The 21,997-nt window shown below is 60.2% G+C and carries 22 protein-coding genes and 1 pseudogene; 14 read left to right on the forward strand and 9 right to left on the reverse strand.

Annotated elements, in window-relative coordinates; translation table 11 throughout:
* Nucleotides 1-80: 80 nt before the first annotated feature.
* The gene (gene tldD / locus OEG84_RS23165) at nucleotides 81-1,496 is read right to left on the reverse strand and encodes a metalloprotease TldD (RefSeq protein ID WP_267656303.1); all 1,416 of its coding nucleotides are present in this window, start codon (nucleotides 1,494-1,496) and stop codon (nucleotides 81-83) included.
* 98 nt (nucleotides 1,497-1,594) lie between these two features.
* Here tldD and OEG84_RS23170 point away from each other — a divergent pair, with 98 nt between their 5' ends.
* Nucleotides 1,595-1,900: a DUF6958 family protein gene (locus OEG84_RS23170; RefSeq protein ID WP_267655956.1), complete on the forward strand. Its 306-nt coding sequence runs from the start codon at nucleotides 1,595-1,597 to the stop codon at nucleotides 1,898-1,900.
* A gap of 39 nt (nucleotides 1,901-1,939) precedes the next feature.
* Here the strand turns inward: OEG84_RS23170 and OEG84_RS23175 are convergent, their stop codons facing one another.
* Nucleotides 1,940-2,470 (reverse strand): invasion associated locus B family protein, encoded by a 531-nt coding sequence (locus OEG84_RS23175; RefSeq protein WP_267655957.1) that lies wholly within the window; start codon nucleotides 2,468-2,470, stop codon nucleotides 1,940-1,942.
* A gap of 366 nt (nucleotides 2,471-2,836) precedes the next feature.
* Between OEG84_RS23175 and coxB the strand changes: the two genes are divergently transcribed.
* The 11 genes and pseudogenes from coxB (at nucleotide 2,837) to rnhA (ending at nucleotide 11,902) form a co-directional block, all read left to right on the forward strand.
* The gene (gene coxB / locus OEG84_RS23180; protein WP_267655958.1) at nucleotides 2,837-3,709 is read left to right on the forward strand and encodes a cytochrome c oxidase subunit II; all 873 of its coding nucleotides are present in this window, start codon (nucleotides 2,837-2,839) and stop codon (nucleotides 3,707-3,709) included.
* A 15-nt stretch (nucleotides 3,710-3,724) separates the two neighbouring features.
* A complete protein-coding gene (ctaD, locus tag OEG84_RS23185; protein WP_267655959.1) occupies nucleotides 3,725-5,377 on the forward strand; it encodes a cytochrome c oxidase subunit I in 1,653 nt (550 codons plus the stop codon).
* A 122-nt stretch (nucleotides 5,378-5,499) separates the two neighbouring features.
* Nucleotides 5,500-6,438, forward strand: a complete 939-nt coding sequence (locus tag OEG84_RS23190; protein WP_267655960.1) for a heme o synthase — start codon at nucleotides 5,500-5,502, stop codon at nucleotides 6,436-6,438.
* Nucleotides 6,439-6,440: 2 nt separating this feature from the next.
* Complete coding sequence (locus OEG84_RS23195) at nucleotides 6,441-6,590, forward strand: hypothetical protein (protein WP_267655961.1); 150 nt, start codon at nucleotides 6,441-6,443, stop codon at nucleotides 6,588-6,590.
* Nucleotides 6,591-6,623: 33 nt separating this feature from the next.
* Nucleotides 6,624-7,205, forward strand: a pseudogene (locus tag OEG84_RS23200) (cytochrome c oxidase assembly protein); the annotation flags it as partial.
* A 62-nt stretch (nucleotides 7,206-7,267) separates the two neighbouring features.
* The gene (locus OEG84_RS23205) at nucleotides 7,268-8,140 is read left to right on the forward strand and encodes a cytochrome c oxidase subunit 3 (protein ID WP_267655962.1); all 873 of its coding nucleotides are present in this window, start codon (nucleotides 7,268-7,270) and stop codon (nucleotides 8,138-8,140) included.
* A 102-nt stretch (nucleotides 8,141-8,242) separates the two neighbouring features.
* Nucleotides 8,243-8,623, forward strand: a complete 381-nt coding sequence (locus OEG84_RS23210) for a DUF983 domain-containing protein (protein WP_267655963.1) — start codon at nucleotides 8,243-8,245, stop codon at nucleotides 8,621-8,623.
* Nucleotides 8,620-9,375 (forward strand): SURF1 family protein, encoded by a 756-nt coding sequence (locus OEG84_RS23215; RefSeq protein ID WP_267655964.1) that lies wholly within the window; start codon nucleotides 8,620-8,622, stop codon nucleotides 9,373-9,375. Before OEG84_RS23210 ends, OEG84_RS23215 begins: the two co-directional genes overlap by 4 nt.
* Before the next feature lie 81 nt (nucleotides 9,376-9,456).
* Complete coding sequence (ispH, locus tag OEG84_RS23220) at nucleotides 9,457-10,455, forward strand: 4-hydroxy-3-methylbut-2-enyl diphosphate reductase (protein WP_267655965.1); 999 nt, start codon at nucleotides 9,457-9,459, stop codon at nucleotides 10,453-10,455.
* 2 nt (nucleotides 10,456-10,457) lie between these two features.
* Nucleotides 10,458-11,438 (forward strand): homoserine kinase, encoded by a 981-nt coding sequence (locus OEG84_RS23225; RefSeq protein WP_267655966.1) that lies wholly within the window; start codon nucleotides 10,458-10,460, stop codon nucleotides 11,436-11,438.
* A complete protein-coding gene (gene rnhA / locus OEG84_RS23230; protein ID WP_267655967.1) occupies nucleotides 11,435-11,902 on the forward strand; it encodes a ribonuclease HI in 468 nt (155 codons plus the stop codon). The genes OEG84_RS23225 and rnhA overlap by 4 nt, the downstream gene beginning before the upstream one ends.
* A 19-nt stretch (nucleotides 11,903-11,921) precedes the next feature.
* Here the strand turns inward: rnhA and OEG84_RS23235 are convergent, their stop codons facing one another.
* Nucleotides 11,922-12,407 (reverse strand): peroxiredoxin, encoded by a 486-nt coding sequence (locus OEG84_RS23235; protein ID WP_267655968.1) that lies wholly within the window; start codon nucleotides 12,405-12,407, stop codon nucleotides 11,922-11,924.
* Between the two features lie 97 nt (nucleotides 12,408-12,504).
* Nucleotides 12,505-13,383, reverse strand: a complete 879-nt coding sequence (locus OEG84_RS23240) for a protein-disulfide reductase DsbD domain-containing protein (protein ID WP_267655969.1) — start codon at nucleotides 13,381-13,383, stop codon at nucleotides 12,505-12,507.
* A 187-nt stretch (nucleotides 13,384-13,570) separates the two neighbouring features.
* Between OEG84_RS23240 and OEG84_RS23245 the strand changes: the two genes are divergently transcribed.
* The gene (locus OEG84_RS23245; RefSeq protein WP_267656305.1) at nucleotides 13,571-14,182 is read left to right on the forward strand and encodes a YqgE/AlgH family protein; all 612 of its coding nucleotides are present in this window, start codon (nucleotides 13,571-13,573) and stop codon (nucleotides 14,180-14,182) included.
* A gap of 44 nt (nucleotides 14,183-14,226) precedes the next feature.
* On the opposite strand, the gene OEG84_RS23250 is transcribed toward OEG84_RS23245, so the two are convergent.
* From OEG84_RS23250 to thrC, 4 genes are read right to left on the reverse strand one after another with little or no spacing between them, the layout of a single operon-like run.
* The gene (locus OEG84_RS23250) at nucleotides 14,227-17,160 is read right to left on the reverse strand and encodes an EAL domain-containing protein (protein ID WP_425602882.1); all 2,934 of its coding nucleotides are present in this window, start codon (nucleotides 17,158-17,160) and stop codon (nucleotides 14,227-14,229) included.
* A complete protein-coding gene (locus OEG84_RS23255) occupies nucleotides 17,157-17,780 on the reverse strand; it encodes a GNAT family N-acetyltransferase (protein ID WP_267655970.1) in 624 nt (207 codons plus the stop codon). The genes OEG84_RS23250 and OEG84_RS23255 overlap by 4 nt, the downstream gene beginning before the upstream one ends.
* Nucleotides 17,781-17,798: 18 nt before the next feature.
* Entirely contained in the window at nucleotides 17,799-19,097 is a 1,299-nt protein-coding gene (locus tag OEG84_RS23260; protein ID WP_267655971.1) for a M16 family metallopeptidase, read from the reverse strand.
* Between the two features lie 18 nt (nucleotides 19,098-19,115).
* On the reverse strand, nucleotides 19,116-20,519 hold the full coding sequence (gene thrC / locus OEG84_RS23265) for a threonine synthase (protein WP_267655972.1): 1,404 nt from the start codon (nucleotides 20,517-20,519) through the stop codon (nucleotides 19,116-19,118).
* A 159-nt stretch (nucleotides 20,520-20,678) separates the two neighbouring features.
* Between thrC and OEG84_RS23270 the strand changes: the two genes are divergently transcribed.
* Nucleotides 20,679-21,242, forward strand: coding sequence for a hypothetical protein (locus OEG84_RS23270; protein ID WP_267655973.1), 564 nt, complete (start codon nucleotides 20,679-20,681; stop codon nucleotides 21,240-21,242).
* Nucleotides 21,243-21,255: 13 nt separating this feature from the next.
* Here OEG84_RS23270 and OEG84_RS23275 read toward each other — a convergent pair whose 3' ends face one another.
* Nucleotides 21,256-21,945 carry an HAD family hydrolase gene (locus OEG84_RS23275; RefSeq protein ID WP_267655974.1) on the reverse strand — a complete coding sequence of 230 codons (690 nt, stop codon included), beginning with the start codon at nucleotides 21,943-21,945 and terminating at the stop codon, nucleotides 21,256-21,258.
* Between the last annotated feature and the right edge of the window lie 52 nt (nucleotides 21,946-21,997).

Raw genomic sequence — 21,997 nt, forward strand, 5'->3', positions numbered from 1 at the left:
GCCGGTTCTTGCCGCCAGTCATCGCCGTCTTCAGGCCGTATTTCGTGGTCAGTTATCGCGTGACACTGCCTCATTAGCGGTCAGGTCTGGGTGCCACCGATGGTCATCGCGTTCATCAGCAAGTGCGGTTGCCCGACACCCACTGGAACGCTCTGGCCACCCTTGCCGCACATGCCGATGCCGGTATCGAGAGCGGAATCATCGCCGACCATGGAGATCCGCTGCATGGCTTCCGGACCGTTGCCGATCAGCATAGCCCCCGTGACCGGCGCGCCGATCTTGCCGTCCTCGATCATGTAGGCTTCGGTGCAACCGAAAACGAACTTGCCCGACGTGATGTCCACCTGGCCGCCACCGAAGGACACCGCGTAAAGACCTTTCTTCACCGAAGCGATCATCTCTGCGGGGCTCCTGTCCCCAGACAGCATATAGGTATTGGTCATGCGCGGCATCGGTTGGTGAGCGTAGGACTGGCGACGCCCGTTGCCGGTGGCTTTCATGCCCATCAGCCGTGCGTTCTGGCGGTCCTGCATGTAGCCAACCAGAATACCGTCCTCAATCAGTACATTATAGCCCGAAGGCGTGCCTTCATCATCCACCGATAGCGAGCCTCGGCGGCCCTCAAGGGTCCCGTCATCGACCACGGTGACGCCCTTCGACGCCACCCGCTCGCCGAGAAGGCCGGCAAAGGCCGAGGTTTTCTTGCGGTTGAAATCACCTTCGAGACCATGCCCGACGGCTTCGTGCAGCATCACCCCTGGCCAACCCGCGCCAAGCACCACATCCAGCGTTCCCGCAGGTGCCGGGATTGCGTCAAGATTGACCAGCGCCTGGCGCAAGGCCTCGTCGGCGCCGTGCCGCCAGCTTTGTTCGGTCAGAAAATCACCGAACAGCTTGCGTCCGCCCATGCCGTAGGAGCCGTTTTCCTGCCGGTCACCAACCCCGGCAACCACCGAAATATTGAGCCGCGTCATCGGCCGCACATCGCGCACGCGGTGACCATCGGCGCGCAGGATCTCGACAACCTGCCAATTGGCGGCGATCGAGACCGACACCTGGCGCACGCGTTCGTCCTTGCCGCGAAGGTAGGCGTCGATGCTCTGCAGCAGTTTCACCTTTTCTTCAAAGCCGGGTGCTGAGAGCGGGTTCTGTGCCGTGTAAAGCAGCTTGTTGGTGCGTTGCGGGGCGGCAGAATAGGTGCCGTTGGCGCCATGGGTAACGGCGGACACCGCGTCGGCAGCCCTCAACAGGGCTGCTTCCGAGAGCTCGCCCGAGTGCGCATAGCCCGAGCTTTCGCCCAGAACCGAGCGCAGGCCGAATCCGCGATCGGTCGAATAGTTGCCGGATTTCAGCTTGCCATTGTCAAACAGCAGCGATTCGCTTTCCTCGTATTCGAGATAGAGCTCGCCGTCGTCAGCGCCCCTCAATGCGTTGGCGACGATTCGCTCCAGTTTTGCTTCCGAGACGTCGAATTGGCTGGTGAGCGCGTCCTGCATGACAATGTCCATTTCTGATCGAATCCTGATCCTGTATATAGGTAATCTCGCAGCGATTGGAACACAGCGGCGCGTCTGCTGCCGGAGGGAGAGCGTCGATGGACAAGATCACCGTGGAAAACGTCAACCAGCCAGGCAAATCGTCACGAGTCGACGCCACCAAATATCTGGCCATGTGCGAGGCCATCGAAACAGTTCTGAAAAACGCCGATACGCCGATGACCTATGCACAGATCAAGCAGGCCATTTTGCCGATTCTGCCGCAGCAGCTGTTTCCAGCCGGAGCAACAGCCGGCTGGTGGATCAAGGTGGTTCAGCTTGATCTCGAAGCAAAGGGTAATCTGGCGCGGACGTCCTACAAGCCCTTGCGGTTTCATCTTACCGGCAGCGGGGCAGGGGACTGAGATCGCACCTTTGTCCAGGCAGTCAGCCAGTTGGCTGGTTCACGGAAGCGCGGCGTAGCCTTCTGTGAAGCCCGCGAGATCGACCGGGATGCCGATACCTTCTTCTGGAGTCTGGAACACGATGAAGGTTGCCGTAGTGCCGCCGCGCAACGTGGTCAGCAGCGTATCGTCGAGAATCACCTCGGCGTAACAGCCGTCGGAGAAGCACCGCACGAAATAGGCACGCCCGATATCCTTGCCATCGACATTGAGGCCGAGGCCGGAGGGCAGCAGCACACCAAGTGGTGCCAGCACCCTGAGAATGCGCGCCTGCTGGTCGGCTGTCTTTAGCACCACCACTGACAGACCGACTTCGGGCCGATCATCGGCGATGACATTCTGCATCAGCGCGCATTGCTCGCCGGGCGCGCCCGCCGGGGTGTCGCAGGCGATCGACCAGGAACCATGCGAGGATTTCACCTTGCCGGCCTGCTGAGCGAGCGCTGCAGACGTATTGGGAAGGCCTGTCGCAAGCGCAAACAGGGCCAGCCCCACGGCCATGGCCGGTTTCGATTTCAAAGCAAATGCCATTTTAACTCCACGGGCCGCCGAATCACCTGACAATTTGTAGATGCGCTCGGCCAAATTGGAACCCTTCAGGCCCACTCTCTTCTGTTTTCTGCGGCAAAAATGCGGCCTGGCCCCAATCCCGCACCAAAGACATACGTCTCAGACGCGCGGGACTGGCGTTCTGGAGGGGAATATGCTCAATAAAACGGGCTTCATCCACAAAAATGATGGCCCGACCGCTTTTGCCCCCATGGGCGCGAATATATGCCGCATCATCCTATAATGACGACTGTTGCGGACGGTGCCGTTCTGTGGTTTTAAGCTGCAATCATATTGAGGGATTTCGCCTGAGCCACCAGGCGGCACGATACTCGAGGGAGAAATAACGTGATCAACAAGCTTTTTGCGGGGCTTGCCGCGTTCGCTTCGCTGGGCGCAAGCTCAGCAATGGCCGCGCAACCTGTTGACTGGCAATTGGGTCTTCAGCCCGCGGCAACCGACATGATGTCTCAAGTCCGTGGATTTGAACAATATACACTCTGGTTCATCATTCCGATCACGTTGTTCGTGTTGGTGCTGTTGATCTACGTGATGGTGAAGTTCCGCGCCAGCGCCAACCCGAACCCATCCAAGACCAGTCACAACACCGCCATTGAGGTGATTTGGACGCTCGGTCCGGTGGTGATCTTGCTCGCGCTCGCGATTCCCTCCTTCAATCTGTTGACCGCGGAATTCTCGCCGCCGGAAGCCGATCTGACCGTCAAGGCCACCGGCTATCAGTGGTATTGGGGATACGAATACCAGACCGACGACGAACTCTCCTTCGATTCAATCCTGCTGCAGGATGGCGACCGCGCCGACTACGCCAAGGAAGACATGGCGGTCTATCCGCGCCTGCTCACGGTCGACAACGAACTGGTGGTCCCTGTCGGTCAGACGGTACGCGTTCTCGTTACTGCCGCCGACGTGCTGCATTCTTTTGCAATGCCGTCATTCGGCATCAAGATCGACGCCGTTCCGGGTCGCCTCAACGAGACCTGGTTCGATGCCAAGAGCGAAGGGCTGTACTACGGACAGTGTTCTGAGCTTTGCGGCAAGGACCATGCCTTCATGCCAATCGCCATCCGTGTGGTTGCGCAAGACAAGTTTGATACTTGGTTTGCCGAGGCTGCCGATGATGTCGAAGCCGCCAACCGTAATCTGATTGCCGCCATTGAAGCCGACAAGTCGGTGAATGTCGCTGTCAACGCAAAGAACTAAGAGAGGGAACGAGCAATGGCCGGTACAACTGTCGCTCATGACCACGACCACAAGCCCAAGGGCTTCGTGCGGCGCTGGCTTTATTCTACCAACCACAAGGATATTGGCACCCTCTACCTGATTTTTGCGATCATCGCAGGGATCATCGGTGGCGCTCTCTCCATTGCCATGCGCATGGAGCTGCAGGAGCCTGGTATCCAGATCTTCCACGGTCTCGCATCGCTGGTTTACGGGTTCGAGGGCGATTCCGCGATCGACGGCGGCAAGCACATGTATAATGTGTTCACCACCGCCCACGGCCTCATCATGATCTTTTTCATGGTCATGCCGGCACTGATCGGTGGATTTGCCAACTGGATGGTGCCGATCATGATTGGCGCGCCTGACATGGCGTTCCCGCGCATGAACAACATCTCCTTCTGGCTGCTTCCGCCGGCCTTCCTGCTGCTGTTGCTGTCGATGTTTGTTGAAGGCCCAGCCGGCGGCTATGGCACCGGTGGTGGCTGGACCATGTATCCGCCATTCTCGACTGTCGGTCAGCCGGGTCCGGCAATGGATTTTGCGATCCTGTCGATCCACATCGCCGGCGCATCGTCGATCTTGGGTGCGATCAACTTCATCACCACGATCTTCAATATGCGGGCTCCCGGCATGACGCTGCACAAGATGCCGCTGTTTGCCTGGGCTGTGCTCATCACCGCGTTCCTGTTGCTGCTGTCCCTGCCTGTGCTGGCTGGCGGCATCACCATGCTGCTCACCGACCGTAACTTCGACACCGCGTTCTTCTCACCTGAAGGCGGCGGCGACCCGATCCTCTACCAGCACCTGTTCTGGTTCTTCGGTCATCCGGAAGTCTACATTCTGATCCTGCCCGGTTTCGGCATCATCAGCCACATCGTGTCGACCTTCTCGCGCAAGCCGGTGTTCGGTTACCTGGGCATGGCCTACGCCATGGTCGCCATCGGTGCCGTCGGCTTCATCGTCTGGGCCCACCACATGTATACGGTCGGCCTGTCACTCAACACGCAGCGCTACTTCGTCTTCGCCACCATGGTGATTGCGGTCCCGACTGGCGTGAAGATCTTCTCCTGGATCGCGACGATGTGGGGCGGGTCGATCTCGCTGCGCACGCCGATGCTCTGGGCGATCGGCTTCATCTTCCTGTTCACCGTTGGCGGCGTCACCGGAGTGCAGTTGGCCAATGCCGGCCTCGACCGGGTCATGCACGACACCTATTATGTGGTCGCTCACTTCCACTACGTGCTGTCGCTGGGTGCCGTGTTCGCGATCTTCGCGGCTTGGTACTACTGGTTCCCGAAGATGTTCGGTTACATGTACAACTCGACGATTGCCCGGATCCATTTCTGGGTCACCTTCATCGGCGTTAACCTGGTGTTCTTCCCCCAGCATTTCCTCGGACTTGCCGGGATGCCGCGCCGCTACATCGACTACCCTGACGCCTTTGCCGGTTGGAATGCAGTCTCTTCCTATGGTTCCTACCTGTCGGGTTTTGGCGTGCTGATCTTCCTCTACGGTGTCTGGGAAGCCTTCGCCAAGAAGCGCATCGCCGGCGACAACCCTTGGGGCGAGGGTGCGACAACGCTGGAATGGCAGTTGTCTTCACCGCCGCCTTACCACCAGTGGGAAAAGCTGCCGCGCATCAAGTAGCGCTACGCAATTGATGACTTGGCCAGGCCGCCGGATAAGAGCCGGCGGCCTGGTAATTAATGACCGGGCAACACACCCGGATCCCCGGGATAGATCGGGGAACAGGGAAAGGCGGAAAGCCGATGGCTATGACCAATGAACATGAGGCGGTGAACGCCGTTACCGTGCTGGACGGCGACGCGCGAGATTTTTTCGCGCTGCTCAAGCCGCGGGTTATGTCGCTGGTGGTGTTTACCGCTTTTGTCGGCCTGCTGCTCGCACCTGGCGAAATCCATCCGGTGCTCGGCTTCATCGCGATCCTGTCGATCGCTGTGGGGGCTGGCGCATCCGGCGCACTCAACATGTGGTATGATGCCGACATCGACATCCTGATGACCCGCACGGCAAAACGTCCGGTGCCTGCTGGACGGATTTCGGCCGATACAGCGCTGGCCTTTGGTCTGGTTCTTTCGGTGTTTTCGGTCGCGGTGCTGGGTCTGATGGTCAACTGGCTGTCAGCCGGGCTGCTGGCATTCACGATTTTCTTTTATGCCGTGGTCTACACCATCTGGCTCAAGCGTTCGACGCCGCAGAACATCGTTATCGGTGGCGCGGCCGGCGCGTTCCCGCCGATCATTGGCTGGGCCTGCGTGACCAATTCGATTTCCATCGAGAGCATCGTCCTGTTTTCGATCATCTTTCTGTGGACGCCTGCGCATTTTTGGGCGCTGGCGCTGTTCAAGTCCGGTGATTATGGCCGCGCAGGCGTGCCGATGTTGCCCAATGTCGCCGGAGAGCGCGCCACAAAGCACCAGATCGTGCTCTACGCAGTGTTGACCGCGATCAGTGGCGTGGTTCCCTCGCTGATGGGGTTTGCCGGTGTTGTCTATGGCGTTTTTGCCGCAGCCCTGGGCGCGGGCTTTATCTGGTACTCTGTTCGGGTCTGGCAGATGCCGGACGGCGACGAGAAGATGGTGCCGGCCAAGAAGCTGTTTGCCTATTCGCTGGTCTATCTGTTTTTGATTTTTACGGCGCTGGCGGTTGATGGCCTTGTGTCGAAGTTTATGGGCGCTGCGGTGTAATCATGGATCAGGTTGAACTTACTCCACAGCAGAAGAAGGCACGGCGCTCGCGCTCGGTCGCATTGGCCGTGGTTCTGGCCCTGCTGGTGATCATGTTTTACGTGGTGACGATCATCAAGATCGGCCCCGGCATTATGGATCGACCTTTGTGAGGAGCAGACTATGAGCGAGCAGGGCGGGCCAGAGACCCCAAAAAAAGCGGCAATCGAACGGTTGTACTGATTTGCTCGGCATTTGTGGTGTCGATGCTCGGTGTCAGCTATGCGGCGGTGCCGCTCTACCGGATGTTCTGCCAGGTGACCGGGTATGGTGGCACGACCCAGCGTGTCGAACAGGCGTCGGATACGATTCTGGATCGGACCATCAAGGTTCGTTTCGACGGCAATGTCGCCGCTGGACTGCCTTGGGATTTCAAACCGGTCCAGCGCGAGGTCGAACTCAAGATCGGCGAGACCATCCAGATCTCCTATACTGCGCACAACGTTTCAGACACCGCGACTTCGGGGCAGGCGACGTTCAACGTCACGCCGCAGTCAGCGGGCGCCTATTTCAACAAGATCCAGTGTTTTTGTTTCACCGAGAACGAATTGCAGCCCGGCGAGACAATGGATATGCCGGTGGTGTTTTTCATCGACCCGGAGATCGTTAACGAAGTCGAGACCAAAGACATCGAGACAATAACACTGTCCTACACTTTCTTCCCGCACGAGACGGAAAAACCCGTTGCAGCTGTGGCGAAGCCGGTGCAAGACAAGGGAACTTTGTAAGCCAAACATGCGCCGGACGGATTGGTTCGGGGCGGGAATGCTGACCATCGGGGAAAAATTACATGGCCGACGCACATCAAAAGCAACACGACTTTCATATTGTTGATCCGAGCCCCTGGCCGCTGACCGGTTCAATCGGCGCACTGGTGATGGCGCTGGGCGCAATCGGCTGGATGCAGGGCATGAAGGGCGCCGAGTCGCTCCTGGGCCTGCCGATTACCAATCCGGTTCTGTTCCTGGTCGGCCTGGCCATCGTGCTCTACACGATGTTCGGCTGGTGGTCGGACACCATCAAGGAAGCGCATGAAGGCCATCACACCCGCGTCGTGGGCCTGCATCTTCGCTACGGCATGATCATGTTCATCGCTTCCGAAGTTATGTTCTTCGTTGCCTGGTTCTGGGCATTCTTCGACGCCAGCCTGTTTCCCGATGAGGCCATCCAGGTCGCGCGGACGACATTTACCGGTGGTCAGTGGCCGCCGGCCGGTATCGAGGTGCTCGATCCGTTGCACCTGCCGCTTTACAACACCATCATCCTGTTGCTGTCGGGTACCACCGTGACCTGGGCGCACCACGCGTTGCTGCATGGCAACCGCAAGGGGCTGGTCGCCGGCCTGACGCTGACGGTGCTGCTCGGCATCCTGTTCTCGTCGGTCCAGGCCTATGAATATTCGGTGGCGCCGTTCGCGTTCACGGAATCGATTTACGGCGCGACCTTCTACATGGCCACCGGTTTCCACGGCTTCCACGTGCTGATCGGCACCATCTTCCTGCTGGTCTGCCTGATCCGTGCGATGCGCGGGGACTTCACTCCCAAGCAGCATTTCGGCTTCGAAGCTGCCGCCTGGTACTGGCATTTCGTCGACGTGGTCTGGCTGTTCCTGTTCTTTGCGGTCTACGTCTGGTCGTCTTGGGGCGCCCCGATCCACCACTGACCATATGCCGGATAGGCAAAAGTTATGCGAGGCGGCGGGGAAACCTGCCGCCTCGTGCATTTGAACCGGCCGTAGTGCGGCCCGGATCTGGAGACAATCCTGATGTCTAGCGATGAAGCCCATTATCCTCCGGTAGACGCGGTCTCGGTTGGCCTCCGCGGTCGCTGTCCTCGGTGCGGGGAAGGCGCCATGTTTGATGGGTTTCTCACCGTCAAGCCGGTCTGTGGTACCTGTGGACTCGATTATGGCTTCGCCGATGCGGGCGACGGGCCGGCGGTGTTCGTCATTCTCATCATCGGCTTTGTAGTGCTGGGCTCGGCGCTCTGGCTCGAGGTTAATTACAGCCCGGCATTGTGGGTGCATATGCTCTTGTGGATCCCGCTTGCAACGCTGCTGTCGCTCACCTTGTTGCGCGGCCTCAAGGGGCTGATGATCGCGCTGCAGTATCGAAACAAGGCTGCCGAAGGACAAATTGACAAGTGACTGACGCATCCCCAACTTCCACGCCGCGTCGCCTTGGACCGGTGACGTTGATTGTCATCATGGCTGCCCTTGCTGTTTTGCTGGCGCTCGGTACCTGGCAGGTCAAGCGGCTCTACTGGAAGCAGGATTTGCTGGCCAAGATCGAGACGCGCATGGTTGCTGCGCCGGCGAACCTCGAAGAGATTGTCGCGCTCGAATCGGCAGGCGAAGACATTGAATACCGCCGGGTCTCGCTGACTGGCCGTTTCCGGCACGCAAACGAACAGTTCTTCTTCTCTACCCTGAACGGGCGCTCCGGCTATTACGTCTACACGCCGTTCGAGACCGACGCCGGACGACTGATCTTCATCAATCGTGGTTTTGTCGATGTCGGTTCAAAGGACCCTGCCATGCGCGGCCAGGGGCAGGTGGCAGGCACAGTGGCGATCGTCGGTCTGGTGCGCGATCGGCTCGACGAAAAACCTTCATGGGTGGTGCCGGACAATGATCTGGCGAAGAATATCTATTTCTGGAAGGACCTCGATGCCATGGCGGTCAATGCCGGAATTGACCCGCAGGCAGACCGACTGCTTCCATTTTTCATCGACGCCGACGACAGTCCGAACCCCGGTGGCCAGCCAATCGGTGGCGTCACCCAGGTCAACCTGCCCAACAGCCACCTGCAATACGCTGTCACCTGGTATGGTCTGGCGCTTGCCCTTCTGGGCGTTACCGTCGCGCTCTGGTGGCGTGGTCGCGGTCGCGGCAAATAGACCGTCAGGCGTTGCTTCGCTGGCCTTGACAGCGCCCCGCGCTACACTGTCAAAGGAACCCCCAACGACCCGGAGAATTCGATGCATCGGCATGCCCTGACCATTCGCCTCTGCGGACCGCGCGGCTTCTGCGCGGGTGTGGACCGTGCCATCCAGATGGTGGTGCTGGCGCTCAAGAAATACGGCGCGCCGGTCTATGTCCGCCATGAGATCGTCCATAACCGTTTCGTTGTCGAAGGACTGGAGAAGCTCGGCGCCGTATTCGTCGAGGAACTCGATGAAATCCCGGCCGAGCACCATACCCAGCCGGTGATCTTTTCGGCCCACGGCGTGCCGAAATCGGTGCCGGCGGATGCTCAGGCGCGCAACCTGTTCTTTCTCGATGCCACCTGTCCGCTGGTATCCAAGGTGCACAAGCAGGCCATGCGCCATGAGCGGCTGGGTCGCCACGTCGTGCTGATCGGCCACAAGGGACATCCCGAGGTGATCGGCACCATGGGGCAACTGCCGCAAGGCGCCGTCACGCTGGTGGAAACCGTTGCCGATGTCGATCAACTTGAACCCGTCGATCCGGCGGCCCTCGGTTTCGTCACCCAGACCACGCTGTCGGTTGATGATACCGCCGCGGTGATCGCCCGGCTTCACGCCCGGTTTCCGCAAATTACGGCACCGTCGGCGGAATCGATCTGTTACGCCACCACCAACCGTCAGGATGCGGTCAAACAGGCAGCGCCCGGTTGCGATCTTTTTGTCGTTGTCGGTGCGCCCAATTCCTCCAATTCCAAGCGTCTGGTGGAAGTGGCGTTGAAGGCCGGCGCGAAAAAATCGATTCTGTTGCAACGCGCCCACGAGATTGACTGGGAAGCTATCGGCGAGATCGGGGTGCTCGGGCTGTCTGCCGGTGCCTCCGCGCCGGAAGTGGTCGTCGATGAAATCATCGAAGCCTTCAAGGTTCGGTTCGACGCCACCATCGAATTGGCCGAGACGGTGCGTGAGACCGAGAATTTCATGGTCAGTCGCGAGCTGCGCGATGTCGAACTGACCGCGGCCGACATGGCCTTCGTCAATGGAGTGCGCTGAGCATGGCCGTTTACACCGATGTCAACGAAGAGCAACTGAGCGCTTTCCTGACCGAGTATGATGTTGGCACGCTCCTGTCCTACAAGGGCATCGCCGAGGGTGTGGAAAATTCCAATTTCCTGCTGCGTACCACCAAGGCCACTTTAATTCTCACGCTCTATGAAAAGCGCGTCAATCGCGACGATCTGCCGTTCTTCATCGGGCTGATGGACCATCTGGCGGCCAAGGGACTAAACTGCCCGCTACCGATCCAGCGGCGCGACGGCGGCCATCTTGGCGAACTGGCGGGCAGGCCTGCGGCGATGGTCTCGTTTCTCGATGGCTCCTGGCTGCGCAAACCGCGCGCCGAGCATTGCCGCGAGGTCGGCCGCGCAATGGCTGCCATGCATGTGGCCGGAAGCGATTTTCCGATCCGACGCGCCAATGCGCTGACCATGCCCAACTGGCGGCCGCTGTGGCAAAGTTCGCGAGCGCGCGCCGACGAGGTCCTGCCCGGCCTCCGCGACGAGATCGACCGCGAACTAGAGATCCTAGAGGCCGGCTGGCCGAAGGACCTGCCCGAGGGTGTCATTCATGCGGACCTGTTTCCCGACAATGTATTCTTCATCGAAGACCGGCTGTCGGGCCTGATCGACTTCTATTTCGCCTGCAATGATTACCTGGCTTATGACGTTGCCATCGGTCTCAACGCCTGGTGTTTTGAGAAGGATGGTTCCTTCAACCACACCAAGGGCATGGCGCTGATCAACGGTTATACCTCCGTGCGCAAGCTTGAGTCCGCTGAAGCCCAGGCTCTGCCGCTGTTGGCGCGAGGCGCGGCACTCAGGTTCTTCCTGACCCGTCTGCACGATTGGCTGACCACGCCCGAGGGGGCGATGGTGGTCAAGAAGGACCCGCTTGAATATCTGCAGAAGCTGCGGTTTCACGGTCAAATAGTATCGAGTTCCGAATATGGCCACCGCAACGAGGAAAACCTGTCGTGAAACAAGTTGAAATATTCACCGATGGCGCCTGCTCGGGCAATCCGGGCCCCGGCGGCTGGGGCGCGATCCTCAGGTATAATGGAACCGTCAAGGAACTTTGCGGCGGCGAGGCTGTAACCACCAACAACCGGATGGAGCTGCTGGCAGCGATCAACGCGCTCAACGCGCTCAGCAGTGCCTGTGAAGTCGAGCTCCATACCGACAGCAAATACGTAATGGACGGCATCTCGAAATGGATATTCGGCTGGAAGAAGAACGGCTGGAAGACCGCTGACAAGAAGCCGGTGAAAAACGCCGAACTCTGGCAGACTCTCGATCAGGCCAATCAGCGCCACAAGGTTAAATGGAACTGGGTCAAGGGTCACGCCGGCCATCCCGAGAACGAGCGTGCCGACGAATTGGCGCGGACCGGCATGGCGCCCTACAAAACCAGAACGGCGCCGAGAACCGGCGCCGTCAGATAGGTTTATTGCATAATCGCGATCAGAGCTGTTCGAGCAACGCTGCAGCGCCAGAGGTTATGGCCTGACCGGGCGATTCTTCGAGGTTGAGAGCGGTCACCTTGCCGTCCTCGACGATCATCGAATAGCGCTTCGAGCGCACACCCAGGGTGCCGGCTGAAAGGTCGGCGTCCATGCCGATCGCCTTGGTGAACTCAGCATTCCAGTCCGACAGGTAGCGCAGCTTGCCGGTGCCGTTGGTAGCCTTTTCCCAGGCCGCCATGACAAAGGCGTCGTTGACCGAGATGACCGCGATCTCGTCCACGCCCTTGGCCAAAATGGCGTCACGGTTTTCCAGATAGCCGGGCAGGTGGTTGAGGTGGCATGTGGGCGTGAAAGCGCCGGGTACGGCGAATACCACCACTTTCTTGCCGTTGAAAAGATCGGCGGTTGTTACCTCCATCATGCCATCGGCGGTGGTTTCCTTGAATGTGGCGTCGGGCAGTTTATCCCCAGTTGCAATTGTCACGTTGGCGCTCCCTTGATTGGCCGTTGATCTCACCCACAGACATAGGCGATTCCATCCCGGATGCGAGGGCCAACCTGCGATTTAAACTCATTCCGCCTTATGGTTTTTCGGTTGCGGCACTGGCGAGATTGGTGCCCATGGAACGCTGCCCAAGCGTGATCACCGCATCGATTGAGGACAGATCGATCGCAGCGGTCTTATTCGGCCGTCTTTCGAGCCGGACCCGCCATCTGGCCACACCATCCTCATCGCCGAGCAGTGTGGGTGGTGCGAAGGCAAACCCCTCCGGCCCCGCCACGAACAACTCCGGAGCGACGCCGCGCGGGCGGAAGCTTGGCAGGGCGGCTTCGATTTCAAATTCGCTTCCGTCGGCGGCAAGCAGCACGTTTTCGAGCCTGAAATCTGCCCCTTCAGGCTCTGGCAGCAACGCCATCGCATCGGTAATCAAAGTGCTGTCCGCATCCGAGGCTGCAAGCTGTTTCGGCAGGTCCACCGCCAACTCAGCCTGAAACGGGACACATATCTTCGCGCAAATGCCGATGAATGCCTGGGCCCGGATTTCCGCGTCGCCCGTCGCCGTGCGGCGCAAGGTCAGCGGAAACTGCACCGGTGCAGTGTAGCCAGCCCAGATCGCGTAGCCATCGTCGACCCGTACCGGGGGTGGGTAGTCAAATTTCTCCAGCGCGATGCCCTTGCTCTGCGTGAAATCCAGCGTCGGCGGAATGCCGGCGCTGCCGGGGTCGCGCCAGTATGTTTTCCAGCCTGGATCGAGATCGACATCGAGGATGGCACGGACTGTTCCATCCGCACGCGGCTCCGGATCCACCACCAGCCGCATCCGACCACCCTCTGTCTCGGCCCAGCCACTGTCGAGCGACCAGGCGGGCGAAACGGCAAGGGCCAGAATGAGTGCGGCACTGGCAACCAGACCGGTTGCGGCTGAATGGCGGCGTGTGGGGAAGAGATGCGTCATCATGCCACCAGTTTAGAGGAGTTCGGGTTTCCAAATCCATTCAATCTGGCGCTCGCTCATCATTTTTATGTGACTCTGCGGCATTGAGCCGCCAACTTCGGACCTGCGATCCGGGCACGCCATGCCGGTTAGACCTTTCCAATCCCCCAAAACTTGCTAGGCTCAGAGCATGCTTGAGATCCATGACCATATGTCTCGGCGGACGCGGGGATGCCTGGATGGGCATTTTCTGATCGCCATGCCGGGAATGACGGACCCTCGCTTTGAGCGCACGGTGATTTTCGTTTGCGCGCATTCGGAGGACGGGGCGATGGGCTTCATTCTCAACCGGCCGCAGCCGCTGCGGTTCTCGGAACTTGTCGAAAATCTCGATCTCGACAGCCACAAACGCCGTTCTGGCAGCAATAAATCACGCAAGGTCGGCGTCAGCGATTGCGCTCGCGATTTTCCGATTCAGCTCGGTGGACCTGTCGACACCGGGCGCGGCTTCGTGTTGCATTCGGATGATTACATGAGTGAATCAACCATGCCCGTGAACGACGATCTATGCCTGACGGCGACGGTCGACATTCTGCGCGCCATCAAGGATGGCCAGGGGCCCGAGCGCGGGATCATGCTGCTCGGCTATGCCGGCTGGGGGCCAGGTCAGCTCGAACAGGAGATGGCCGCCAATGCCTGGCTGAGTTGTCCGGCGCGCGATGACATCGTTTTCGACCTGGACCACTCGGCCAAGTACAACCGGGTGCTGGCGCATATGGGAGTGACACCGGCAATGCTGTCGACCGAGACCGGCCACGCCTGACGCGCGTGGACCTCGGCGTTGCAGCGCCGCTGTAGTTGGGCTTGTCAGCTGGACTTGGAGATTGGAAACCGTTCCTTGAGCAGCTTCTGCACTGATTCTGCACCGATTGGCGGGCCGAACAGGAAGCTCTGTCCATAGTCGCACCCCATCTCCGACAGCTTGAGCGCATCATCTTCGGAAACCACACCCTCGGCGACCACCTTCATGTCGAGCTTGTTCGCCAGATCGACAATCGAGCGGATCAGGATGCCGCCCTTTTCTGACTGATCGATCACCAGTGACCTGTCGATCTTGATCGTCCGGAATGGAAACCGCGTCAGATAGGCGAGCGACGAGTGCCCGGTGCCAAAGTCATCCAGCGTCAGGCCGATGCCGGCTTCCGAAAGCCGTGACAGGGTCATCAGCGCCTGTTGCGGGTTGTGCATCACCAGGGTTTCGGTCAGTTCAAGCCGGAACCGCGAAGGGTCGCAACGCGAGGCGGAAATGGCCTTGATCACATCGTTGCAGAGGTCGCTCTTGAGCAGTTGCGCGCTCGACAGATTGACCGACATGAAGACCGGAATTTCTCCCACCGTCTCCTGCCATTGTGCCAGATCGTCGGCTGCCTGCTTGAGTGCATACATTCCCAGCTCGAGAATGAGGTCGGATGTTTCGGCCACCGGGATGAACTCCGATGGCGGTACCGTGCCGCGTTTCGGATCCTCCCACCGCAGCAACGCTTCGAAGCCCGCGATTTCGGCGTCCTTGAGCTCGACAATCGGTTGGTAGACCAGCGTCAGCTCGCGTCGTTCCAGCGCCCGGCGCAAATCGCTTTCCAACCGCTGCCGGTCCGATCCGACCGTGCGGAAGGCGGGCCGGAACGGCTCTATCCGGTTGCCGCCAAACCGTTTGGCCTGGTACATCGCCAGTTCGGCGTCCTTGACCAGGTCTTCGGGAACCGCATTGTTTTCCACCCAGGTGACAACGCCGATCGATGCGGTCAGCCGGATGTCCTGCCCGGCAAAGTCGATGGGCGCGGAGATCGCCTTGGAGATAGCCTCGGCGAGGGCCGCCACCTTGTCCGCATCCTGCTCGGAGACCAGCACCAGACCGAACTGATCGCCTGAAATCCGCGCCAGCGTATCCTGCGGCTTGAGCAGCCGCTTGAGCCGGCGCGTGAGCGCCAGCAGAATGGTGTCGCCGACCGACATGCCGAGCTTGTCGTTGACCAGTTTGAACCGGTCGATGTCGATCATGAATACGCTGGGCCGCACATTGGGGATGCGTTCAGCCATGCTGATCATGGTCTGCAATCGGTCCAGGAACAATTGCCGGTTGGGCAGTCCGGTCAAATTGTCATGCACCGCGTCATGCAGCAGTCGGTCTTCCGAATTCTTTTGCTCGGTCACATCGATGATGGTGCCGACGCAGCGGATGACTTCGCCGTTGGAGCCCAGCACCGGCCGTGCACGCAGCGCCATCCAGTGGTAATGGCCGTCCTCCGCACGCATCCGGAATTGATGGTTGAGCCGTCCCTTGCGGTGCTCCAGCAACACGTCAAGCGTGGTCCGGAATCGGTCCCTGTCGTCGGCGTGAATCCTTGGCAGCCAGATGCGGGCAGGGCCGGCAAGCGAGCCCGGCGACAGTCCCAGTTGTGGCGACATGTCCGGCGAGGTGACAACCCGGTCGCGGGTAACGTCCCAATCCCATACCGTGTCACCCGATCCCGCCAGCGCCATGGCCTGGCGTTCCATGTCCGAAAACAGGCCCTGTTGATAGGCGCCGCCGGCAAAGGCATGCTGCATCACCGTGAAGCCCATCAGCAGCACGATCAGCACCAGGCCGCCGCCCAGCGCCGGCTGCACAATGTCGTTGGCCAACTGTCCGGTTACCGTTATCCAGGCGCCAAAGAGCCAACATAGTATCAGCGCCCAGGTCGGTATCAGCATCACCGCCCGATCGTAGCGGTTGAAGCCGAGATAGGTAATCAGCGCGACCCCTGCCAGCGCCGTGGTGGCAAACGAAATCCGGGCGATCCCCGAAGCCACTGGCGGATCATAGATCGCCACGGCGAACAGTCCGCCCAGCCCGAGGATCCAGGCCACCGTCACATAGGAGAGGTTGGTGTGCCATCGGTTGAGGTTGAGATAGGTGAACAGAAATACCACCAGCCCGGTTGCCAGCAGCACTTCGGTGCCCGCTCGCCAGATGCGTTCGTCACCGGGGGTAACGCTGATGAGTTTGGATAAAAAACCGAAATCCACCGAAACATAAGCCAGCACCGCCCAGGCCAGCGCGGCGGTTGCCGGCAGCATCGAGGTGCCCTTGACCACGAACAGAATGGTCAGAAATACCGCCAGCAGACCGGCTATGCCGAGCACAATACCGCGGTACAGCGTGTAGGCGTTGACCGTGTCTTTGTAGGCTTCCGGCTCCCACAGATAGATCTGCGGCAGGTCCGGGGCAGCAAGCTCGGCGACAAAGGTGATCACGCTGCCGGGGTTCAGGGTGATGCGAAAGACGTCGTCCTCGCTGCCTTCCTCCACCCGGTCCAGCGCAAAGCCTTCGCTCGGCGTGATCCCCAGAATGCGGGTCGAGCCGAGATCCGGCCACAACAGGCCCGAGCCCACCAGTCGGAAATGCGGGGCGACGATCAACCGGTCGATCTGCTCGTCGGTGACATTGGCGAGCGCAAACACCGCCCAGTCGCCCGAGTGCTGTGGCGAACTGGCACGCACCTCGATGCGTCGGACAATGCCGTCAGCGCCGGCGGCGGTGGAAACCTGGAACGCCTCACCCCGTCGCTTGTAAATTTCTGTGGTCGCGGTGAGGTCAAGCGCAGTGTCGTCACGGCTGATCTTGACCGGCTCGATGGCCATGGCCGTGGGCCCGGTAAACAGCACAAGGCACAACGCAAGCAGCCCGAAAACCGCGCGCACATAGTTGCCCGCTGCCCAATTGCAGCGCCCGACAGGGGGAAAACAGTACTTGCAAGTCATCCGCCGGACCCGGACCTCTTTCTGCGCATGGAATGCCAATCCTCGGCAATCAGCGCATAGAGCAGGTGATCACGCCAGACGCCGTTGATTTTCAGATAGCCGTTCAAGTATCCCTCGCGCCGAAATCCGATTTTTTCAAGGAGGCGCTGGCTCCTCGTGTTGTCGGGAATACAGGCCGCTTCGACCCGGTGCAACCGCATCGTGTTAAACACATGGGGAAGCAGCCCGGTCAGCGCGTCGTGCATCAGCCCCTTGCCGGCATATTGTTCACCCATCCAGTAGCCAAGCGTACAGGTTTCGGCAGCACCGCGCCGGATTGACCCCAGCGTTGCGCCGCCAATGATGCGGCGGTTGGATTTCAGGCAGACGAACAGGGGCAAGGCCAGACCGGCGTCCCGGTCCGCATCGTAGCGGCGCACCCTGTAACGGAAGCTGGCCCGGTTCTCGTGGTCATCCGACCAGCTCGGCTCCCACGGCTCCAGAAAACTGCGGCTTGCGGTGCGTAGCCGGGACCATTCGCCGTGATCGGCGACGGTCGGATAGCGCAGGAAAGTCCTTTCGCCGTCGATCCGGAAGGCATGTTGTGACCGGTTGCGGAAAAGGAACACCGGCGGAGCCATCACGGATTCCTCAAGGCTCTATTCGGCTGCGGCTGTTCGACCACCGTGCTGGGCCAAGCTCTGCGCCATCTCTGACATCGGCAGCAACTTGTCCACCGGGCCGATTGCCGACACCGAAATCGGGGTGTCGAAAAACAAACGCCCGGCAAGGTCGGAGAGCCGTTTGGGCGTGATGTTGGCGAGCCGTTCCATCAATTCGGTGTTGCTGACGGGCCGGCCGAACAGCAACATCTGCCGGGCAATCTGGCTGGCGCGTGCCGCCGGACTTTCCTGCGCCATCAGCAGTCCCGAACGGACCTGGGCGCGGGACCGGTTGATCTCCTGCTCCTCGACACCGTCGGTCGCTTTGGCGAGTTCCGATAAAATCACCGGGATCAATTCCTGCAGATCCTCTGCGCCGGTTGCCGCATGTACCCCGAACAGGCCGGAATCCGAAAAACCCCAGTGGAACGCATAGACCGAATAGCAAAGTCCACGCTTTTCCCGCACTTCCTGGAACAACCGCGATGACATGCCCCCGCCAAGAATGTTGGCGAGCAATTGCGAGCAGTAGAAATCACGCACCTGGTAAGCCCGGCCTTCAAAGCCGATCAGCACCTGGGCGTCCATCAGATCGCGCACTTCGCGGTAGTCGCCCCCGGTGTAATTTGCCGCCGGGATCGCCCGCAACTGGGTGCCGGTAGGCTTGATCGATTGGCCGAAGCGTTCATCAACCAGCTTGACATAGGCATCGTGATCAACCGCGCCAGCGGCCACAACGACGATCCGGTCACCGGTATAGTGGCGCGCCAGGTAGGCGCGGATCTGCGCCGGAGTGAAGGCTTTGACCGTCTCCGGGGTGCCCAGGATCGGGCGGCCAATGGTCTGGTCGCGAAACGCAGCCTCGGTGAAACGGTCATAGACAACGTCGTCGGGCGTGTCGTTGGCGGCGCCGATCTCCTGGAGGATGACGTTTTTCTCGCGCGCCAGTTCGCCTTCGTCGAATACCGAATTTGTGAGAATATCGTGCAGGATGTCGATCGCCAGCGGGACATGGTCGCGCAGCACGCGGGCATAATATGAGGTGGTTTCAGTCGATGTCGCGGCATTGAGCTCGCCGCCGACATTTTCGATTTCCTCGGCGATCTGGCGGGCGCTGCGTTTGTGGGTTCCCTTGAATGCCATGTGCTCAAGCAGATGGGCGATCCCGTGCTCGTCCGCGGTTTCATCGCGCGACCCGGATTTGACCCAAACGCCGAGCGCGACGCTTTCAAGATGAGGCATTGTCTCGGTGACGACGGTTACACCGTTGGCGAGAAGCGTGGTTCTTACTGTCATTATGTCACTTTCCGCGGCTCATCGAACGGCCCGGCTATGCGACAGTATATGGGCTTCCACCATCTTCTGTTCACTGGGCAATATGTTGAACCGTTCCTCCCGTTGCATCAAATCAGAGAGCCACGCCGGAAGCGCCGGGTCAATACCGCAGGCCAGTTTTACCGCCTCGGGGAACTTTGCCGGATGCGCTGTCGACAGCGTGATCATGGGTGCCGAGGGTTTTTCCATCTTTGCCGCGACAAAAACGCCCACCGCCGTGTGCGGATCGAGCACATAGCCGGTTTCGGCCTGGACCTGCCTGATGGTCTCCTTGACCTGGCGCTCGCTTGCCCGGCCTGCGCTTAACTCCTTGCGGATTGCCTTGAGCGCCGGTTCGGCGATCTCGAATGCGCCCGATTGCTTGAGTCCGGACATTGCCAGGCGCACCGCAGCCCCGTCGCGGTCGCAGGCATCAAACAGCAGCCGCTCGAAATTGGATGAGATCTGGATGTCCATTGATGGCGATGTGGTCGCGGTGACGCCGCGCATCTCGTAGCGCCCGGTTCTCAGCGTGCGCGCCAGGATGTCATTCTCGTTGGTCGCCACCACCAGCTTGGCAATCGGCAGGCCCATTCGCTTGGCGCAATAGCCGGCGAAGATATCGCCGAAATTGCCGGTCGGCACCGTAAACGAGACCTTGCGGTCGGGCGCACCGAGCGCCACGGCGGACGTGAAGTAATAGACGATCTGGGCCATGATCCGGGCCCAGTTGATTGAATTGACGCCTGACAATTGCACCTTGTCGCGAAACGCAGCGTGGTTGAACATCGATTTGACGATGTCCTGGCAATCGTCGAAATTGCCCTTCAACGCCAGCGCGTGCACGTTCTTGGCCTGCGAGGTGGTCATCTGCCGCTGCTGCACCGGCGACACACGGCCTTCGGGAAACAGGATAAAGATGTCGGTGCGGTCGCGGCCGGCAAAGGCGTCGATTGCCGCCCCACCGGTGTCACCGGAGGTGGCGCCAACGATGGTGGCACGTGCGTCGCGTTCGGCCAGCACATGGTCCATCAGCCGGGCGATCAGCTGCATCGCCACATCCTTGAACGCCAGCGTTGGGCCGTGAAACAACTCAAGCACGAAGGAATTGGGGCCGCTTTGCACCAGCGGCGTCACCGCCGGGTGGCGGAAGCCTGCATAGGCCTCGTCGATCATTGTGCGCAGCGCATCACTGCCGATCTCGCTCTCGGTAAAGGGCGAGATCACCCGGTAAGCTATTTCCTGGTAGGACTGGCCGCGCATGGCGCGGATGTCCTTGCGCGAGAATTCTGGCCATTCGCGCGGCACATAGAGCCCGCCGTCGCGGGCCAGGCCCGCCAGCAGTGCGTCGCTAAAACCAAGTGCGGGGGCTTCGCCCCGTGTCGAAATATAGTCCACAGACATGGTCTCCGGGTGGTGGACGCGGAACGCGCAAGATGAGATAACGCCGGTCGATTTTTAGACGCGCGGCTGATATAGACCATGGGCGGTCGTCATGCAAAGGCCATACACCGGCTGCAGGCTCCGCCTTCGGTCCGAGATTGAGTTGAAGGTAGGTAAATCGTGTCAAACAGATTATTGCGTTTTGTTCCGGTGTTGCTTGGAGCGGCCCTGATTGCCGGCTGTACATCGCCCAATCCGGGCGCTCTTCTCAATTCCGGTGCCGCCAATCAGCAACCGCCGATTGACCCGGTCACAAATTCCGAAGTGGTCCAGGGCGCCTGTCCGCAGGTGCTGTTGCGTGAAGGCACGGCCTTCTACCGCACCTACCAGAAGGGCGGCGATGGTGATCCTTCCAAGGTCATTCATCAGGCTTCGATCAGTGACACCACCCGGCAATGCCGGATCAGCGGCGATCAGATGATTGCCACGGTGGTTGCATCAGGCCGGGTTGTCACCGGACCGGCGGGCAAGCCCGGACAGATCGATGTCCCTGTGCGCGTCGTCGTGCTCGATGGCGAAAACGTGCTCTATTCCGAATTGCAGAAGCAGCCGGTGGTTGTGTCTGAAGGCGGGGCGGCAGCGCAGTTCATCTTTACCAACTCTACCGTCACCTTCCCGGCCACAGCCTCGCGTACGGCAAAGATGTATATCGGCTTTGATCCGGGGCCTTACAACACCCCTTAACCGAGACGCGGGCCTACAGAAGTTCCGACCATTGCCCCAACGCTTCGACGGTGGCGGGCAAGTCCACCATCCGGCTAATGACGGTTTCCGCGCCAGCCTCTGTGAGCTTGTCGGCATGGCCGGGATAGCTGTGGGCACCACCGGTGAAGCCGATCACCCGCATGCCAGCGGCTTTTGCCGCTTGAATGCCGTGCACCGAATCCTCGATCACCAGACAATTTTCCGGGTTGACATCAAACTGTGCCGCGCCGTGCAGGAACACATCCGGCGCCGGCTTGGTATGCCCTTCGCCAACATCCTTCGCCGAATACACGTGGTCGCCGAACAGCCGGTCGAGTCCGGTCCGTCCCAGCATTGCCTTCAGGCGGTGTGACGAGGAATTCGAGCACACGCAGCGCGGCCCCGGTATCCGGCTGATCGCCTGACCCGCGCCGTCGATGGCGCGCACCTCTGCCGCCAGGCGCTTGTCGAGCAGCGGTTCCGACGCGTCCAGCAGCGAGGCCGACAGCGGAATGCTCGTTTCCTTCTCGACCTCGAACAGGATGTCCTTCCAGGTCAGTCCGGCAAAGCGCTCGGCCAGCTCCTCAGGCGTGATCTGATAACCGGCTTCGGCCAGGAGCACCGATTCGACCTCGGCTGCGATGATCTCGCTGTCGACCAGCACGCCGTCGCAATCAAAAAGAACAAGCTCGAAACCGGCCATGGGAGAATTCCTGTCTGGGGAGGGGAATGGGGCAAACGCCACCGGACCTATA

It is taken from the genome of Hoeflea algicola, from assembly GCF_026619415.1.
GTDB lineage: Bacteria > Pseudomonadota > Alphaproteobacteria > Rhizobiales > Rhizobiaceae > Hoeflea > Hoeflea algicola.